Annotated in this window: 13 protein-coding genes and 1 pseudogene; 7 read left to right on the top strand and 7 right to left on the bottom strand. The window is 64.6% G+C overall.

The features are described 5' to 3' along the window. Positions 1-3: 3 nt before the first annotated feature. From IAE38_RS07450 to IAE38_RS07425, 6 genes and pseudogenes are all read right to left on the bottom strand, one after another. A complete protein-coding gene (locus IAE38_RS07450; RefSeq protein WP_201211765.1) occupies positions 4-996 on the bottom strand; it encodes a hydrolase in 993 nt (330 codons plus the stop codon). Positions 997-1,055: 59 nt separating this feature from the next. Beyond that, a complete protein-coding gene (locus IAE38_RS07445) occupies positions 1,056-2,456 on the bottom strand; it encodes a M16 family metallopeptidase (RefSeq protein WP_201216830.1) in 1,401 nt (466 codons plus the stop codon). Further along, positions 2,453-3,685, bottom strand: coding sequence for a M16 family metallopeptidase (locus IAE38_RS07440; protein WP_201216828.1), 1,233 nt, complete (start codon positions 3,683-3,685; stop codon positions 2,453-2,455). Before IAE38_RS07440 ends, IAE38_RS07445 begins: the two co-directional genes overlap by 4 nt. 182 nt (positions 3,686-3,867) lie before the next feature. Then, the gene (rsmD, locus tag IAE38_RS07435) at positions 3,868-4,470 is read right to left on the bottom strand and encodes a 16S rRNA (guanine(966)-N(2))-methyltransferase RsmD (protein ID WP_201163020.1); all 603 of its coding nucleotides are present in this window, start codon (positions 4,468-4,470) and stop codon (positions 3,868-3,870) included. Continuing rightward, a pseudogene (locus IAE38_RS07430) lies at positions 4,470-5,822 on the bottom strand (M16 family metallopeptidase); the annotation flags it as partial. The gene rsmD and the pseudogene IAE38_RS07430, both read right to left, overlap by 1 nt. Positions 5,823-5,952: 130 nt before the next feature. Next, positions 5,953-7,308, bottom strand: coding sequence for a M16 family metallopeptidase (locus IAE38_RS07425; protein ID WP_028632061.1), 1,356 nt, complete (start codon positions 7,306-7,308; stop codon positions 5,953-5,955). 230 nt (positions 7,309-7,538) lie between these two features. Between IAE38_RS07425 and ftsY the strand changes: the two genes are divergently transcribed. From ftsY to rpoH, 4 genes are all read left to right on the top strand, one after another. Further along, positions 7,539-9,056 carry a signal recognition particle-docking protein FtsY gene (gene ftsY, locus IAE38_RS07420; RefSeq protein WP_201216823.1) on the top strand — a complete coding sequence of 506 codons (1,518 nt, stop codon included), beginning with the start codon at positions 7,539-7,541 and terminating at the stop codon, positions 9,054-9,056. A 2-nt stretch (positions 9,057-9,058) separates the two neighbouring features. After that, positions 9,059-9,730 (top strand): cell division ATP-binding protein FtsE, encoded by a 672-nt coding sequence (gene ftsE / locus IAE38_RS07415; RefSeq protein WP_028632059.1) that lies wholly within the window; start codon positions 9,059-9,061, stop codon positions 9,728-9,730. Then, positions 9,727-10,749, top strand: coding sequence for a permease-like cell division protein FtsX (gene ftsX / locus IAE38_RS07410; RefSeq protein ID WP_028632058.1), 1,023 nt, complete (start codon positions 9,727-9,729; stop codon positions 10,747-10,749). Before ftsE ends, ftsX begins: the two co-directional genes overlap by 4 nt. A 109-nt stretch (positions 10,750-10,858) precedes the next feature. Further along, a complete protein-coding gene (gene rpoH, locus IAE38_RS07405) occupies positions 10,859-11,713 on the top strand; it encodes an RNA polymerase sigma factor RpoH (protein WP_028632057.1) in 855 nt (284 codons plus the stop codon). Positions 11,714-11,778: 65 nt separating this feature from the next. Here rpoH and mtgA read toward each other — a convergent pair whose 3' ends face one another. Continuing rightward, on the bottom strand, positions 11,779-12,489 hold the full coding sequence (mtgA, locus tag IAE38_RS07400; protein WP_201216842.1) for a monofunctional biosynthetic peptidoglycan transglycosylase: 711 nt from the start codon (positions 12,487-12,489) through the stop codon (positions 11,779-11,781). 64 nt (positions 12,490-12,553) lie between these two features. Between mtgA and IAE38_RS07395 the strand changes: the two genes are divergently transcribed. The 3 genes from IAE38_RS07395 to IAE38_RS07385 all read left to right on the top strand — a co-directional run bounded on the left by IAE38_RS07395 (position 12,554) and on the right by IAE38_RS07385 (position 14,076). Beyond that, on the top strand, positions 12,554-12,925 hold the full coding sequence (locus tag IAE38_RS07395) for a DUF423 domain-containing protein (protein WP_060480819.1): 372 nt from the start codon (positions 12,554-12,556) through the stop codon (positions 12,923-12,925). Positions 12,926-13,027: 102 nt separating this feature from the next. Then, entirely contained in the window at positions 13,028-13,228 is a 201-nt protein-coding gene (gene thiS, locus IAE38_RS07390) for a sulfur carrier protein ThiS (RefSeq protein ID WP_201216821.1), read from the top strand. Positions 13,229-13,281: 53 nt separating this feature from the next. Beyond that, the gene (locus IAE38_RS07385) at positions 13,282-14,076 is read left to right on the top strand and encodes a thiazole synthase (protein ID WP_043208630.1); all 795 of its coding nucleotides are present in this window, start codon (positions 13,282-13,284) and stop codon (positions 14,074-14,076) included. Positions 14,077-14,082: the final 6 nt, after the last annotated feature.

Here is a 14,082-nt window from a genome sequence, read left to right as displayed (position 1 = left end):
GGCTCATTGGCCCTGCATCAGCCACTGCGGTATCCGGCGTTCGAGGTAATACCCCGGGCGCCGCAGGCTGCCCTCCACAAACCCCACATGGCCACCTCGACCGTGCAGTTCGAACCGGGTGTTCGAAGCCAGGTCCCCAGGCCCCGGCAGGCTCCGGGTCGAAACGAACGGGTCATCGTTGGCGTGGATAATCAACGTGGGCGTACAGTTCTGCTTGAGGAAGAAGTGGCTGGATGACCGACGGTAGTAATCGTGCACGTCGCTGAAGCCGTTGAGTGGCGCGGTGACCTTGGCGTCGAACTCCCAGAACGTGCGCAGGTTGCCCAGTGGCCCCAATTGTTCCAGGGTTGCCAACCGGTCGTGATGGGCATTGTCATGGAAGTGACGTTGCTTGACCTGCACATAGGCCAGCATCTCGCGCATGAAGTGGGCCTGGTACACCTTGGAAAACCCCTGGGCGATGCGGTCGGCGCAGTGATCAAGACGAAACGGCACCGAAACCGCCACCGCGGCCTGCAACTGGCTGGCCGCGCCGCATTCGCCCAGGTACTTGAGCAGCACGTTGCCACCCAGCGAGTAACCTACCGCATACAGGGGCGCCAGTGGGCGCCGCGCCCTTACGTGGCTGACGACTTCAGCCAGGTCTTCGCTGGCACCGGAGTGATAGCTGCGTGGCAGCAGGTTGGGTTCACCCGAACAACCACGCCAGTTTACCGCTGCGCTGGCCCAACCACAGGCGTGCAAGGCTTGCTGCAGCCCTTTTACGTAATGTGACTGGGACGAGCCGGTGAGGCCGTGTAGCACCAGTACCAAGGGGGCGTCTGGCTGGTGTGGGCCGTACCAGTCGAGGTCGATGAAGTCGCCATCGGCCAGCCACATACGCTCCCGCTCGCGCTGCAAGTCAGGCATCTTGCGCCACAGCGGCCCCCACAATGTCTGCAGGTGCGGATTGGAAAGGCCGGTGGCGGGGCGAAAGGTGGCGTCAGGGTTGGGCATGCTGGGCGGCTCATGAGGTGCCCGCCTAGCATGCCACGAACCGCGCCGCCCTGCCTGGGCTAGCGCTCGTCTGCTGTGGGCTGCGAGAGCGGCAGTTGCTCGACGGCAGGGCCGCTGGTAACGAACACTTCTGGCGCCTGGCCCAGCCATACCTGAGCGGCTTCCAGCAGGTTGGCAGGTGTCAGCGCCGCCAGGGTGTCCACGTAGGTAGTCAGGTGGTCGGCCGGCAAGCCTTGGTGGCTGTAGGTTGCAAGTGCACTGGCCAGTTTGCCGTGGTCGGCCAGGTCATGGTGCAGCCGGGCGGCGATCTGGTTTACCGCCAGGTCACACTCGGCCTGGCTGGGCCCATGCTCGCGCAGGCAGTTCAGCATGGCCGATACCAGCGCACCCGATGCATCGCGGTGCTGGGGCACGACATCCCAATGAATCTGGAACAGGGTGGTTGCATCGAGCGGCCTGAGAAACGCCGACACGGCGTAGGTAAGGCTGCGCAGGTGGCGCAGCTCCTGGGTAAGGCGAGCCTCGTAACTGCCCCCCAGAATGGCCGTGAGCAGCACCAGTGCAGGGTAGGGCGGGTCTTTGGGGGCAACCCTGGCCGCGATGGTCAGCATCGCCTGGGTAGCGCTGCCAGCGAAATCCAGGTGTTGCACCAGGGGTAGAGGGTCGGCCGGGGCGGGCGGGGTTTGCGCCGCCCACTGCTGCGGTAGCGCCTGCACCAGCACATTTACCAACTGCTCGGCCTCAGCGCGGCTCACATCACCGACCAGGCCGATGTCCAGATTGTTGGCCGAGTAGGCCTTCTGGTGGAAGGCGCGAACCTGCTCGGCACCCAGGTCATCAGCCGGTCGTGCAGCCGGCTGCGCAGCGTAGGGGTGGCCGTGGAACACATGGCTCATGGTGGCATTGGCCATTCGCAGAATGGGGTGTCGGCTTTGCCGGGCCTGATTGAACGCTATGCGTTCGCGGATCTTCGCCACCTCAGCCTCGCGCAGTGCTGGCCGGGCCACCATTTGCGTCAGCAAGCCGATCGCTTGTGCCCGTAACGTGGGCATGCTCAGGCATCGCAGGGCGATGGAGGTGCTGTCCTCGCTGATTTTTCTGCTCAGGGTTGCACCCAGCCCTGCCAGCCGTTGGGCGAACTGTGCCGCGTCCAGGTCTTCGGTGCCTTGGTCGAGGCTGTACAGGGCAAGTGCTGCCAGGCCTGGGGTGTCACCGTCCAGCATGCTGCCGGCCCTGAAGCGCAGCACCAGGTCGATCATGGGGCGACCCTGCGCGGCAATGAAGCTGACGCGCGTTCCCTCGGCCGTTTGCCATTGCTCGGCGGTCGCCTGCACGGAGGGCGCCCTGCCGAGCTCGATAGCCTGCATGGACTCCAGGTTCGCCATCGCGGCCAATGCCGGGTCTGTGGTGGGGCCTTGGCAAAGCAGGGGTTGATGAGGTGGCAACTGTTCGTGCGTCATGCTTGCGCTCCTGGCCGAAGGAAGGTGATGGTCAGGCGCTCACGCCCCAGGTAGGTATTGGCCACTTGTTGCAGGGTGCTTGCGTCGATGGCCACCAGCCGAGCTGCTTCGCTGTCGACCAGGCTGGCGGGTTGACCGGCCGCAGCTACCGAGCCAATGCGCTCGGCCTGCGAGGCGGGGTCTTCAAGGGTGAACAGCCGCCTTGCCAGCAGGCCCAGCTTCAGGTGCTGCAGATCACTGCTGGGCAGCGTCAGGCTGCGTAGCTGGTCAATTTGCTGGTACACCGCCTCGGCGGCCTGCTCGGGGGTGGCGTGGGTGGTATTCACATAGGCAGCAACGGTGAGCAGCGTGTCCCCGCGTACCAGGGGGTCATAATTCACTCTTACACCTGTCAGTACACGCTGGTCCCGCACCAGTTCGCTGTAGAGCCAAGAGCTGGCGCCTTGGCCAAGCAGCTCACCGATCAGTTCGAGGGCCGCGGTGGTAGTTTCGTCGGGTGCGGTGGCGCAGCCAGGAACGTTGAACGACATGAACAGGCCATGGGCGAGCCCCGGCAAGCTGACGGTGTGCGTGCGCGCTTGTAGCGCGTCGTCGTGCCTGGGTGCCGGGCAGTCTGTGACAGGCCCACTGACCAGGGGTGAAAAGTACTTGTCCACAGGCCCGCGCAGGGTCGCCAGGTCGATATCGCCGACCACCACCAGGGTGGCATTGCTCGGGCGGTACCAGGTGCGGTACCAGGTACGCAGTTGCTGCAGGTCGAGGCTGCCCAGGTCGGCCGCGGTGCCGAAGCTTGGGGCTGCATAGGGGCTGTTACCGTGTGCCAGTGCCTGGTGGTGGTCGAGTGCTTGCTGAGCTGGCTGTGTATCGAGCTTGAGGCGGCGTTCATCGACGATCGCCTTGGCAGCCCGGGCCAGGTCAGGGGCGTCGAAGGTGGCGCTGTGCATGGCATCGGCCATGATCTCCAGCGCCACTGGCAAGCGTGAGACGGGTAGCGAGATCTCGTAAGCGGTCGCATCCAGGCGGGTGCTGGCATTGGCCCGGCCGCCCAGCCGTGCGACGACGCGGGAATAATCCCCAGCCGCGAGCTTGCTGCTGCCTTCGAAGATCAGGTGTTCCAGCAGGTGTGAAAGGTTGGTGTGGCCTGCCGGTTCGTGGCTGGTGCCCACGTGGTACCACAGTTGCACAGCGGCAAGCGAGGTTCCGTGCTGCTGGCGAAGGTAAACGGACAAGCCGTTTTCCAGGGTGAAATGCTGAAGAGGGGAAGGGGTGGCCGCTGCAAGAGACGCAAGTGCCTCGGGCACCCCTTCGAGAGGGGCCGGCGCAGGTGAGGGTAGTGGCATGGCTGAAGTGCTCGGGTGGTTGGAAACCCCAACAGCTTCAGCCAATGGCGCGCCCTGCCTGCGCTAGATAACTAGCCCCGCTGCCACAGTGCGTAATGCACCTGGCCGGTTTTTTTCTCACGGTGCAGGCGCCAGCTGGCAGGCAGTTGCAGGCTGGACGGCGCCGCTTCGCTCTCGGTGTACACCCATGCCTGCTCGCGCAACCACTGGTTCTGCTCCAGCAGGTTGCAGGTTTCAGCCAGCAGTTGCTGGTGGAACGGCGGGTCGAGGAACACCACATCGAACTGCTGTTTGGCCGGTGCCTGCAGGTAGCGCAGGGCGTCGGTCTGCAGGATCTGCCCCCGTGGGCAACGCAGAAGCTCCAGGTTGTTTTTCAGGTTGGCGATGGCGGCCGGGTTGCTGTCCAGCGCCACGGCATCCTCGGCCCCGCGTGACAAGGCCTCGAGCACCAGGGCGCCGCTGCCGGTGAAGGCATCCAGTACCCGGGCCCCTTCGATGTAGGGCGCCAGCCAGTTGAACAGGGTTTCACGTACCCGGTCGGGGGTTGGGCGCAGGCCTTCGCCGTCAGGCACCGCCAGGCGCCGGCTGCGCCAATGGCCGGCGATAATGCGCAGGTGGCCCGAGCCTTTGCTCTGGCCCGGCTGCGGGCGGGCGGGAGGGGTGGATCTTGGCATTAGTGCTCCGGTACCCCGAGGGCTGGCTCGGTGGGTTTGTCGGTGGGGGCAGGCAACGGCTTTTGCGGCACGTTCGGGCCGACGGTGACGATCACCAGCTTGTCAGCGGCCAGGTGCCGGTTCATGGCGGCCTTGACCTGCTCGACGGTCAGCGCCTGGGACTGCTGCATGAAGTCCTCCAGCCAGGTCAGTGGCAGGTTGTAGAAGCCAATGGCGCCCAACTGCCCGACGATGCTTTCGTTGCTGGCATTGGACAGCGGGAAGCTGCCGGCCAGCTCGCGTTTGGCGTCGTCCAGCTCCTGCTGGGTCGGGCCCGTGCTGAGGTAATCGGCAAGAATACCCTGAACCAGCTTCAACGTCCCTTCGCTAAGCTCGGCACGGGTTTGCAGGTTGATCATGAAGGGCCCGCGCACCTGCATCGGGCTGAACGCCGAATACACGCCGTAGGTCAGGCCACGTTTTTCCCGCACTTCGCTCATCAGCCGCGTACCGAACGCGCCACCGCCCAGGATCTGGTTGCCCAGCGAAAGCGCTGGCCAGTCCTTGTCCTGGCGGTCGATGCCCAGCTCGGCCAGCATCAGGTGGGTTTGCTTGGAGGGGAAGTCGATGTGGGTGAGCCCGGCCTTGGCGTCGGCTGGCTGGGCCGGGGCGGGCAATGCACGGCCTTTCGGCAGGCCGGCGGACACCTGGGCGGCGATGGCCTCGGCCTCGCTGCGGCTCAGGTCGCCGACCAAGGCAATGACCGCGTTGCCTGGGGTATAGGCCTTGGCATGGAATGCACGCAATTGTGCAAGGCCAAGGCTGTTGATGCTCTCAGGGCTGCCGTCGCTCGGGTGCGCGTAGGGGTGGGTACCGTAGAGTTTTTCGAACAGCGCCTTGCCTGCGATTTTACCCGGGTTCTGCTTGTCGTACTCGAAGCCCGCCAGCATCTGGTTCTTGATGCGTTTGAGGGCCTCCTCAGGGAAGGTGGGCTTGCCCGCAACCTCAGTGAACAGCTTCAGTGCAGGCTCACGCTTGTCCTTGGCACTGAGGCTGCGCAGCGAGGCCACGGCCATGTCGCGGTAGGAGCCATTGCCGAAGTCCGCGCCCAGGCCCTCGAAGCCCTGGGCGATGGCGGTCACGTCCTTGCCGGCCACGCCTTCATTGAGCATGGCGTTGGTCAGTGCTGCCACCCCGGGGGTGGCGCCATCCTGGCTGCTGCCAGCGGCGAAGGTTACGCGCAGGTCGAACATGGGCAGTTCGCGGGCTTCGACGAACAGCACGCGTGCGCCCTCGGCCGTATTCCAATGCTGAATGTTCAACTGACGACGGCTGGGGGCCTTGCCGTCGAGCTCGGCCAGCGATTGCAGCGTATTGGCCGGGCGGGCCGCCGCGGTGTCGGGCTTGGCCGCCTGGTCGGCCAGGGCCGGTGCGGCCAGCACGGTCGCCAGTGCCAGGGCACGGATGCCCGTGGCCAACAGGGTGGGGCGTGATGCGCGGCGGTCACTCATGGGCGGACTCCTCGGGCAGTACATGGGCAACGCTCAGGCGTTCGCGGGTGAAATAGGTGCGCGCGGCGTTCTGGATGTCCTGCGGGGTGACGCGCTTGAGCTCGTCCAGCTCGCTGTCGATCAGCTTCCAGGACAGGCCGACGGTTTCCAGCTGGCCAATGGTGGTGGCCTGGCTGCTGATGGAGTCGCGGTCGTAGACCAGGCCGGCAATGACCTGGGCGCGTACCCGCTCCAGTTCCTCGGCGGTGGGCGGGGTGGTCTTGAGTTCATCCAGCAATTGCCAGATGCCTTTTTCGACGTCGGCCAGGGTCTTGTGCTTCTGCACGTTGGGGGTGGCCGAGATCAGGAACAGGCTGTCGCCGCGGGTGAAGGCGTTGTAGCTGGACGATGCGCCAGCCACCAGCTCCTGGCCGCGCTCCAGGCGGGCAGGCATGCGCGCACTGTAGCCTCCGTCGAGCAGCGCCGAGATCAGGCGCAGGGCATGCACCGTGCGCGGGTCCTGTGCGGTGGGCAGGCCCGGCACGTTGAAGCCGTAGATCAGGCTGGGCAACTGGGTGCGCACATGCAGGGTCAGCTGGCGCTGGCCAGGTTCGGCCAGCTCCAGTGGCAGCTTGGCGGCGGGCACGGTGCGCTTGGGGATGGCGCCAAAGTACTTTTGCGCCAGGCCTTTCACCTCATCGGCGGTGACATCGCCCACCACCACCAGCGTAGCGTTGTTGGGGGCGTACCAGGACTCGTACCAGTGGCGCAGCTCTTCGACCTTCATGCGGTCAAGGTCGGCCATCCAGCCGATGGTGGGGGTGTGATAGCCGCTGGCAGGGTAGGCCATGGCGCGGAACAGCTCGAATGCCTTGGCATTGGGCTGGTCGTCGGTGCGCAGGCGGCGTTCTTCCTTGATGACCTCGATTTCACGGCTGAACTCGTCGGCCGGCAGGCGCAGGCTGGCCAGGCGGTCGGCTTCGAGTTCCAGAGCCACCGGCAGGCGGTCGCGGGCCAGCACCTGGTAATAAGCGGTGTAGTCGTCGCTGGTGAAGGCGTTTTCTTCGGCACCCAGGTCGCGCAGGATGCGCGAGGCTTCGCCCGGGCCGATTTTGGCACTGCCCTTGAACATCATGTGCTCAAGCGCGTGGGACAGGCCTGTCTGGCCGGGGGTTTCGTAGCTGGAGCCAACCTTGTACCAGATTTGCGAAACCACCACCGGGGCACGGTGGTCCTCACGCACGACCACTTTGAGGCCGTTGTCGAGGATGAATTCGTGGGTGGGTTGCACATCGGCGGCGAAGGCCGCGAGCGGCAGGCACAGTGTGCCGAGCAACAGGCCTGCGGCGCGGCGGGCTAGAGCATTCATACGGTGTTTAACCTGTTCGGCGGCCCGCTGGGTTTAGCGTCGGCAGGCCAGGAGGTGCTAGGATACTGATCCGGTTGCCTGGCGACCATGCCTGTCGCCGTTCTGGCTTGCAGGACATCAAGACAAAACGTTGCGCATGAACCAGCCGGCTTCAAGATAGTCTGTTCTGCGTAGAAAGAATTCCCGATGCGCCATAGCTGGCCCATCGCTACCCTGAGATAGCCGTCTCCATGTTTGGTTCCAACGACGACAAGAAAGCGCCGGCCGAGGCCAGCGAGAAGAAAGGCCTGTTCAGCTGGTTTCGCAAGAAGCCGCAGCAACCTGTCGCCGAACAGCCGCAAACCCCAGAACCGCCGTCCGCCGAGCCGCATGCTGGCGAGTCGGTAGCGCCTGCCCCGGTTGCCGAGCAGCCGCAGGAAGCGCCGGCCGAGCCTGTTGCCCCTGCGCCGCAGCCTGCCACGCCCGAACCGCAGCCTGTCACCCCCGCACCGGTCGTTTCACCGCCTGCGCCAGCGCCCGTGACTCCCCCCAGCGTGCCCGAGCCTGAGCAGGTTGAACCCGTTGTGCCTGCGCCGGTTGCCCAGCCAGTTGTCGAAGCGCCTGGCACGCAGCCCGTCGAGCAGGCCGCGCCTATCAGCAACCTGGTGTTGCCCGTGGCTGAAGAGCCTGTGGCGCTGGTGCCGGACCTCGAACCCAAGGCCCCGCCTGCCATCCCCGAGCGCCAGACCCCCGAGCCTGCCGCCCCCGTTGCCGTCGAAGTGGCTGAAGCCCAGGTAGATGCGCCTGCCGAAGCGGCGGTGGCCGCCCAGGTGGAAGCCGCGAAGCCTGGCTTCTTCGCCCGCCTCAAACAGGGCCTGTCCAAGACCAGCGCCAGCATTGGCGAAGGCATGGCCAGCCTGTTCCTGGGCAAGAAGGTGATCGATGACGACCTGCTGGATGAAATCGAAACCCGCCTGCTAACGGCCGACGTGGGTGTGGAGGCCACCTCCACGATCGTGCAGAACCTGACCCAGAAGGTCGCCCGCAAGCAGCTGGCTGACGCCGATGCGCTGTACAAGTCGCTGCAGGAAGAGCTGGCTGCGCTGCTCAGGCCGGTTGAGCAGCCGCTGGTGGTGCAGGCGCAGAACAAGCCCTACGTGATCCTTGTGGTCGGTGTGAACGGCGCCGGTAAGACCACCACCATCGGCAAGCTGGCCAAGAAGCTGCAACTGGAAGGCAAAAAGGTCATGCTGGCTGCGGGTGACACCTTCCGTGCCGCTGCCGTGGAACAGTTGCAGGTGTGGGGTGAGCGCAACAAGATCCCGGTCATCGCCCAGCACACCGGCGCCGATTCAGCTTCGGTGATTTTCGATGCCGTGCAGGCTGCCAAGGCCCGTGGCGTCGACGTGCTGATCGCCGACACCGCCGGCCGCCTGCACACCAAAGACAACCTGATGGAAGAGCTGAAGAAAGTGCGCCGGGTCATCGGCAAGCTTGACCCCGAAGCGCCTCACGAGGTGCTGCTGGTGCTCGATGCCGGTACCGGCCAGAACGCCATCAGCCAGGCCAAGTACTTCAACCAGAGCGTCGAACTGACCGGCCTGGCCCTGACCAAGCTGGACGGCACGGCCAAGGGCGGCGTGATCTTCGCCCTGGCCAAGCAGTTCAAGCTGCCCATCCGCTTCATCGGTGTCGGTGAAGGTATCGATGACCTGCGCACCTTCGAAGCCGAGCCGTTCGTCAAGGCTCTGTTCGCCGAGCGAGACTGACCATGATCCGATTCGAACAGGTTGCCAAGCGCTATCCCAATGGTCATGTGGGGCTGCATGAGCTGAGTTTCCGGGCGCGCCGGGGCGAATTCCTGTTCGTCACCGGCCATTCGGGCGCCGGCAAGAGTACCTTGCTGCGCCTGCTGCTGGCCATGGAGCGCCCCACCAGCGGCAAGCTGATGCTGGCCGGCCAGGACCTGGGCCAGATCAGCAACTCGCAGATCCCGTTCCTGCGCCGCCAGATCGGCGTGGTGTTCCAGAACCACCAGTTGCTGTTCGACCGCACGGTCTTCAACAACATCGCCCTGCCGCTGCAGATTCTTGGCTTGTCCAAGCCCGAAATCGCCAAGCGTGTGGATTCCGCGCTGGAGCGTGTTTCGCTGTCCGACAAGGGCGAGCTGTACCCGGCGGACTTGTCCACGGGCCAGCAGCAGCGGGTAGGCATCGCCCGCGCCATCGTTCACCAGCCAGCCCTGCTGCTGGCCGACGAACCCACCGGTAACCTCGACCCGCGCCTGGCGGCAGAAATCATGGGCGTGTTCGAAGACATCAACCGGCTGGGCACCACTGTTTTGATCGCCAGCCACGACCTGGCACTGATTGCGCGCATGCGCCACCGCATGCTGACCCTGCAGCGCGGCCGCTTGATCGGCGATGGGGAGGCCGGGCAATGAGCACTACACGTACGCCGAAGGTGTCCGAACGGGTGGCGCCTAAACCGGCCGACCCGCAAGCGCCTAAAAAACGCACCGCCGACGATGACGGGCCAGACCTGCGCACGCTGATGCATGCCTGGCTTGAAAGCCACCGTGCCAGCCTGGCGGACAGCTTGCGCCGCCTGGGCAAGCAGCCGATTGGCAGCTTTTTCACCTGCATGGTGATGGCGGTGGCCCTGAGCATGCCCATGGGCCTGTCGTTGCTGCTCAAGAACGTGGAGCAACTGGGCGGTTCGTGGCAGCGCGCGGCGCAGATTTCCCTGTACCTCAAGCTCGATGCCAACAGCCGTGATGGCGAGGCGTTGCGCGATGAGATCAAGGGCATGCCCGGCGTAGCCGAAGCCCAATACGTCAGCCGCGAGCAGGCACTGCAGGAGTTCCAGCAGCAGTCCGGGCTGGGTGAAGCCTTGCGCGAATTGCCCGACAACCCACTGCCCGGTGTGGTGGTGGTCACCCCCACCGAGGTCGACAAGCCAGCCCTCGAAGCGCTGCGCCAGCGCCTGTCGGAGCTGCCGCGCGTTGACGTGGCTCAGCTTGACCTGGTGTGGGTGGAGCGCCTGGCGGCCATCCTCAAACTGGGCGACCGGTTCGTGTTCGGCCTGGCGGTGATGCTGATTTCTGCATTGTTGTTAGTAATCGGTAACACAATTCGTCTACATATCGAAAACCGCCGTATCGAGATCGAAGTCATCAAGCTGGTCGGCGGTACCGATGCCTACGTGCGCCGGCCCTTCCTGTACATGGGCGCCCTGTACGGGCTGGGCGCGGGCCTGCTGGCGTGGGCCATCCTGGCGTTTGGCCTGAGCTGGCTGAACGAGGCCGTGGTTGGCTTGTCCGGCCTGTACGGCAGTGACTTCGCCCTGGGCGGGGTACCACCGTCCGATGGTCTGTCGCTCTTGATCGGAGCGGTGCTGTTGGGGTATATCGGTGCATGGATCGCAGTGGCCCGCCACCTGAACGAGCTGGCACCGCGATAGTTTTCTGTGCCTCATTGACGTTCTGTTCACGCAGGAACTTGTACCGTGGTTCCAGGTCAATGTAGGCAGCGCCCAAAAGGCGCGAGTTTAGTAAGTCGGAGGTTCTTGAATGACCACATCGTTGCAGCCTGCCTATGCCCTGGTACCCGGTGCAAACCTGGAAGCCTACGTGCACACGGTCAACAGCATCCCGCTGCTGACGGTCGAGCAGGAGCGTGATCTGGCCGAGCGTCTCTACTATGAGCAGGATCTCGAGGCCGCTCGGCAGATGGTGATGGCCCACCTGCGTTTCGTCGTACACATTGCCCGTAGCTACGCAGGCTACGGGTTGGCCCAGGCTGACCTGGTGCAGGAAGGTAACGTCGGCCTGATGAAGGCCGTGAAGCGCTTCAACCCCGAAATGGGCGTGCGCCTGGTGTCGTTCGCCGTGCACTGGATCAAGGCTGAGATCCACGAGTTCATCTTGCGTAACTGGCGCATCGTCAAGGTGGCTACCACCAAGGCGCAGCGCAAGCTGTTCTTCAACCTGCGCAGCCAGAAGAAGCGTCTGGCGTGGCTGAACAACGACGAGGTGCATCGGGTGGCCGAAAGCCTCGGCGTAGAGCCGCGGGAGGTGCGCGAGATGGAAAGCCGCCTGAGCGGCCACGACATGGCGTTCGACCCGGCTTCCGAGGCGGATGACGACAGTGCCTTCCAGTCGCCTGCGCACTACCTGGAAGACCACCGTTACGACCCGGCCGTGCAATTGGAGGATGCTGACTGGAGCGACAACTCCACCAGCAACCTGCATCAGGCCCTGCAAGGCCTGGACGACCGTAGCCGCGATATCCTGTACCAGCGCTGGCTGGCGGAAGAGAAGGCCACCCTGCACGAGCTGGCAGACAAGTACAGCGTATCGGCCGAGCGTATTCGCCAGCTGGAGAAGAATGCGATGAACAAGGTCAAGGCGTTGATCGCTGCCTGACCCTGGTTCACGTCGCAAAAAAAGCCGCTGCCCCGCAAGGGACAGCGGCTTTTTCATGGCTGTGTTCAGAGCTTGCGGGAAGTGTTCAGTTGCATCAGGTAGCTGGGGCCGCCCAGTTGGCTCATCTGCCGGCTGATCCAGCCGGCGCGGCTGGCCACATAGGCACTGGGCCGGCCCGCGTTCCATTTGATCGGGCTTGGCAGCACCGCCGCCAGCTGCGCGGCCTGCTGGCGGTTCAGGCGGCTTGCGTCCACACCGAAGTGATAGCGTGCTGCAGCCTGCGCGCCGAATACCCCTGGGCCCCACTCGGCGCTGTTCAGGTACACCTCAAGGATGCGCTCCTTGGACCATAACAGCTCCATCAGGGCCGTGAACCATGCTTCCAGCCCCTTGCGCAACCAGCTGCGCCCCGACCACAGGAACAGGTTCTTGGCCACCTGCTGGGTTAGGGTGCTGGCGCCACGGATGCCGCCGCCGCGTTCGTTGTAGGCCAGCGCAGCCTGGATGGCTGGCAGGTCGAAGCCCCAGTGAGTGGCGAATTTCTGGTCCTCGCCAGCGATTACCGCCACTTTCAGGTCATCGGAAATGCGCGCCCACGGCACCCAGTCACGCTGCAGGTCGATGGGCTCGCCGTCTACCCAGGACTCCACCTTGCGCTCCACCATCAATGCCGTACCCGGTGGCGGTACCCAGCGGAACACCAGCACCAGCACGATACTGCCGGCGGCGAACCAGAGCAGGGCGCGGTACAGGCGGCGTAAGAGGTTTGGCAGCATGGGGATGGCTTGGCCGTACGGATGGAAGGGGCCATTATACAGACCCGATACAAGGAGTCGTCCCATGCTTCGCAGCTTCCTGATGCTTGCCGCCTTTTTCGGTTTTACCGGTGTCGCACTGGGCGCCTTCGCCGCGCACGGCCTCAAGAACAGGCTCAGTGCCGATTACCTGGCGATTTTCCACACTGGTGTGACCTACCAACTGGTGCATGCCCTGGCGCTGTTCGGGGTTGCACTGCTGGCAGCGCACTTGCCCGGGCGGCTTGTCGGTTGGGCAGGCGGCCTGTTCGTGCTGGGTATCGTGCTGTTTTCCGGCAGCCTTTACCTGCTCACCCTCAGTGGCATCGGCAAGCTTGGCATCATCACCCCCATCGGCGGTGTGTGCTTCCTTGCCGGCTGGCTGTGCCTGGGGCTTGCCGCGTGGCGGCTGGGCTGACTGGGCGGCCCGCTATCGCGACTAATGGCGTGTGGCGGCCTTGGGTTGCAGGCCCTTTCGGGGCTAGAATGCGGGCCCCAAAGAACAATGGTGGCCGTGAGCATGCGCATTCAACTCAATGGTGAGCCTTACGAATTGCCGTCGGGCGAGAGCGTCGCGGCCCTGCTGGCCCGCCTGGACCTGGCTGGCCGCCGCGTGGCGGTAGAGCTCAACCAGGATATCGTGCCGCGCAGCCAGCACGACAGCACTGCGCTGCGCGAGGGCGACCAGGTCGAAGTGGTGCACGCCATCGGCGGCGGCTGATCGCTGCCGGCGAACCCCCTGCAAGCCCAGCAACCTTTTCCCGAGGAACAACCATGAGCAACGTTCGCAGCGACAAGCCCTTCACCCTGGCCGGCCGTACGTTCCAGTCGCGCCTGCTGGTCGGCACCGGCAAGTACCGTGACATGGAAGAAACCCGCCTGGCCATCGAAGCCTCGGGTGCCGAAATCGTCACCGTTGCCGTGCGCCGCACCAACATCGGCCAGAACCCGGGTGAGCCGAACCTGCTCGATGTGCTGCCGCCAGATCGCTATACCATCTTGCCGAACACCGCAGGTTGCTATGACGCCGTCGAGGCCGTGCGCACCTGCCGCCTGGCCCGAGAGCTGCTCGATGGCCACAACCTGGTCAAGCTGGAAGTGCTGGCCGACCAGAAAACCCTGTTCCCCAACGTGATCGAAACCCTCAAGGCTGCCGAAGTGCTGGTCAAGGATGGTTTCGACGTGATGGTCTACACCAGCGACGACCCGATCATCGCCCGTCAGCTCGCCGAAGCCGGCTGCATCGCGGTCATGCCCCTGGCAGGCCTGATCGGCACCGGGCTGGGCATCTGCAACCCGTACAACCTGCAGATCATCCTTGAGGAATCGAAGGTGCCCGTGCTGGTCGACGCCGGTGTAGGCACCGCATCGGATGCCACCATCGCCATGGAAATGGGCTGCGAGGCGGTGCTGATGAATTCGGCCATTGCCCACGCCCAGCAGCCGGTGCTTATGGCTGAGGCCATGAAGCATGCCATTGTCGCCGGCCGCATGGCCTACCTGGCCGGCCGTATGCCCAAGAAACTCTATGCCAGCGCGTCTTCACCGCTGGAAGGTCTGATCAAGTAAGAGCCC

The sequence above is a fragment of the Pseudomonas sp. S32 genome (assembly GCF_016648095.1).
Lineage (GTDB): Bacteria > Pseudomonadota > Gammaproteobacteria > Pseudomonadales > Pseudomonadaceae > Aquipseudomonas > Aquipseudomonas parafulva.
Note: the sequence above shows the minus strand (reverse complement) of the source record. Positions and strands in the feature narration are given on the sequence as shown.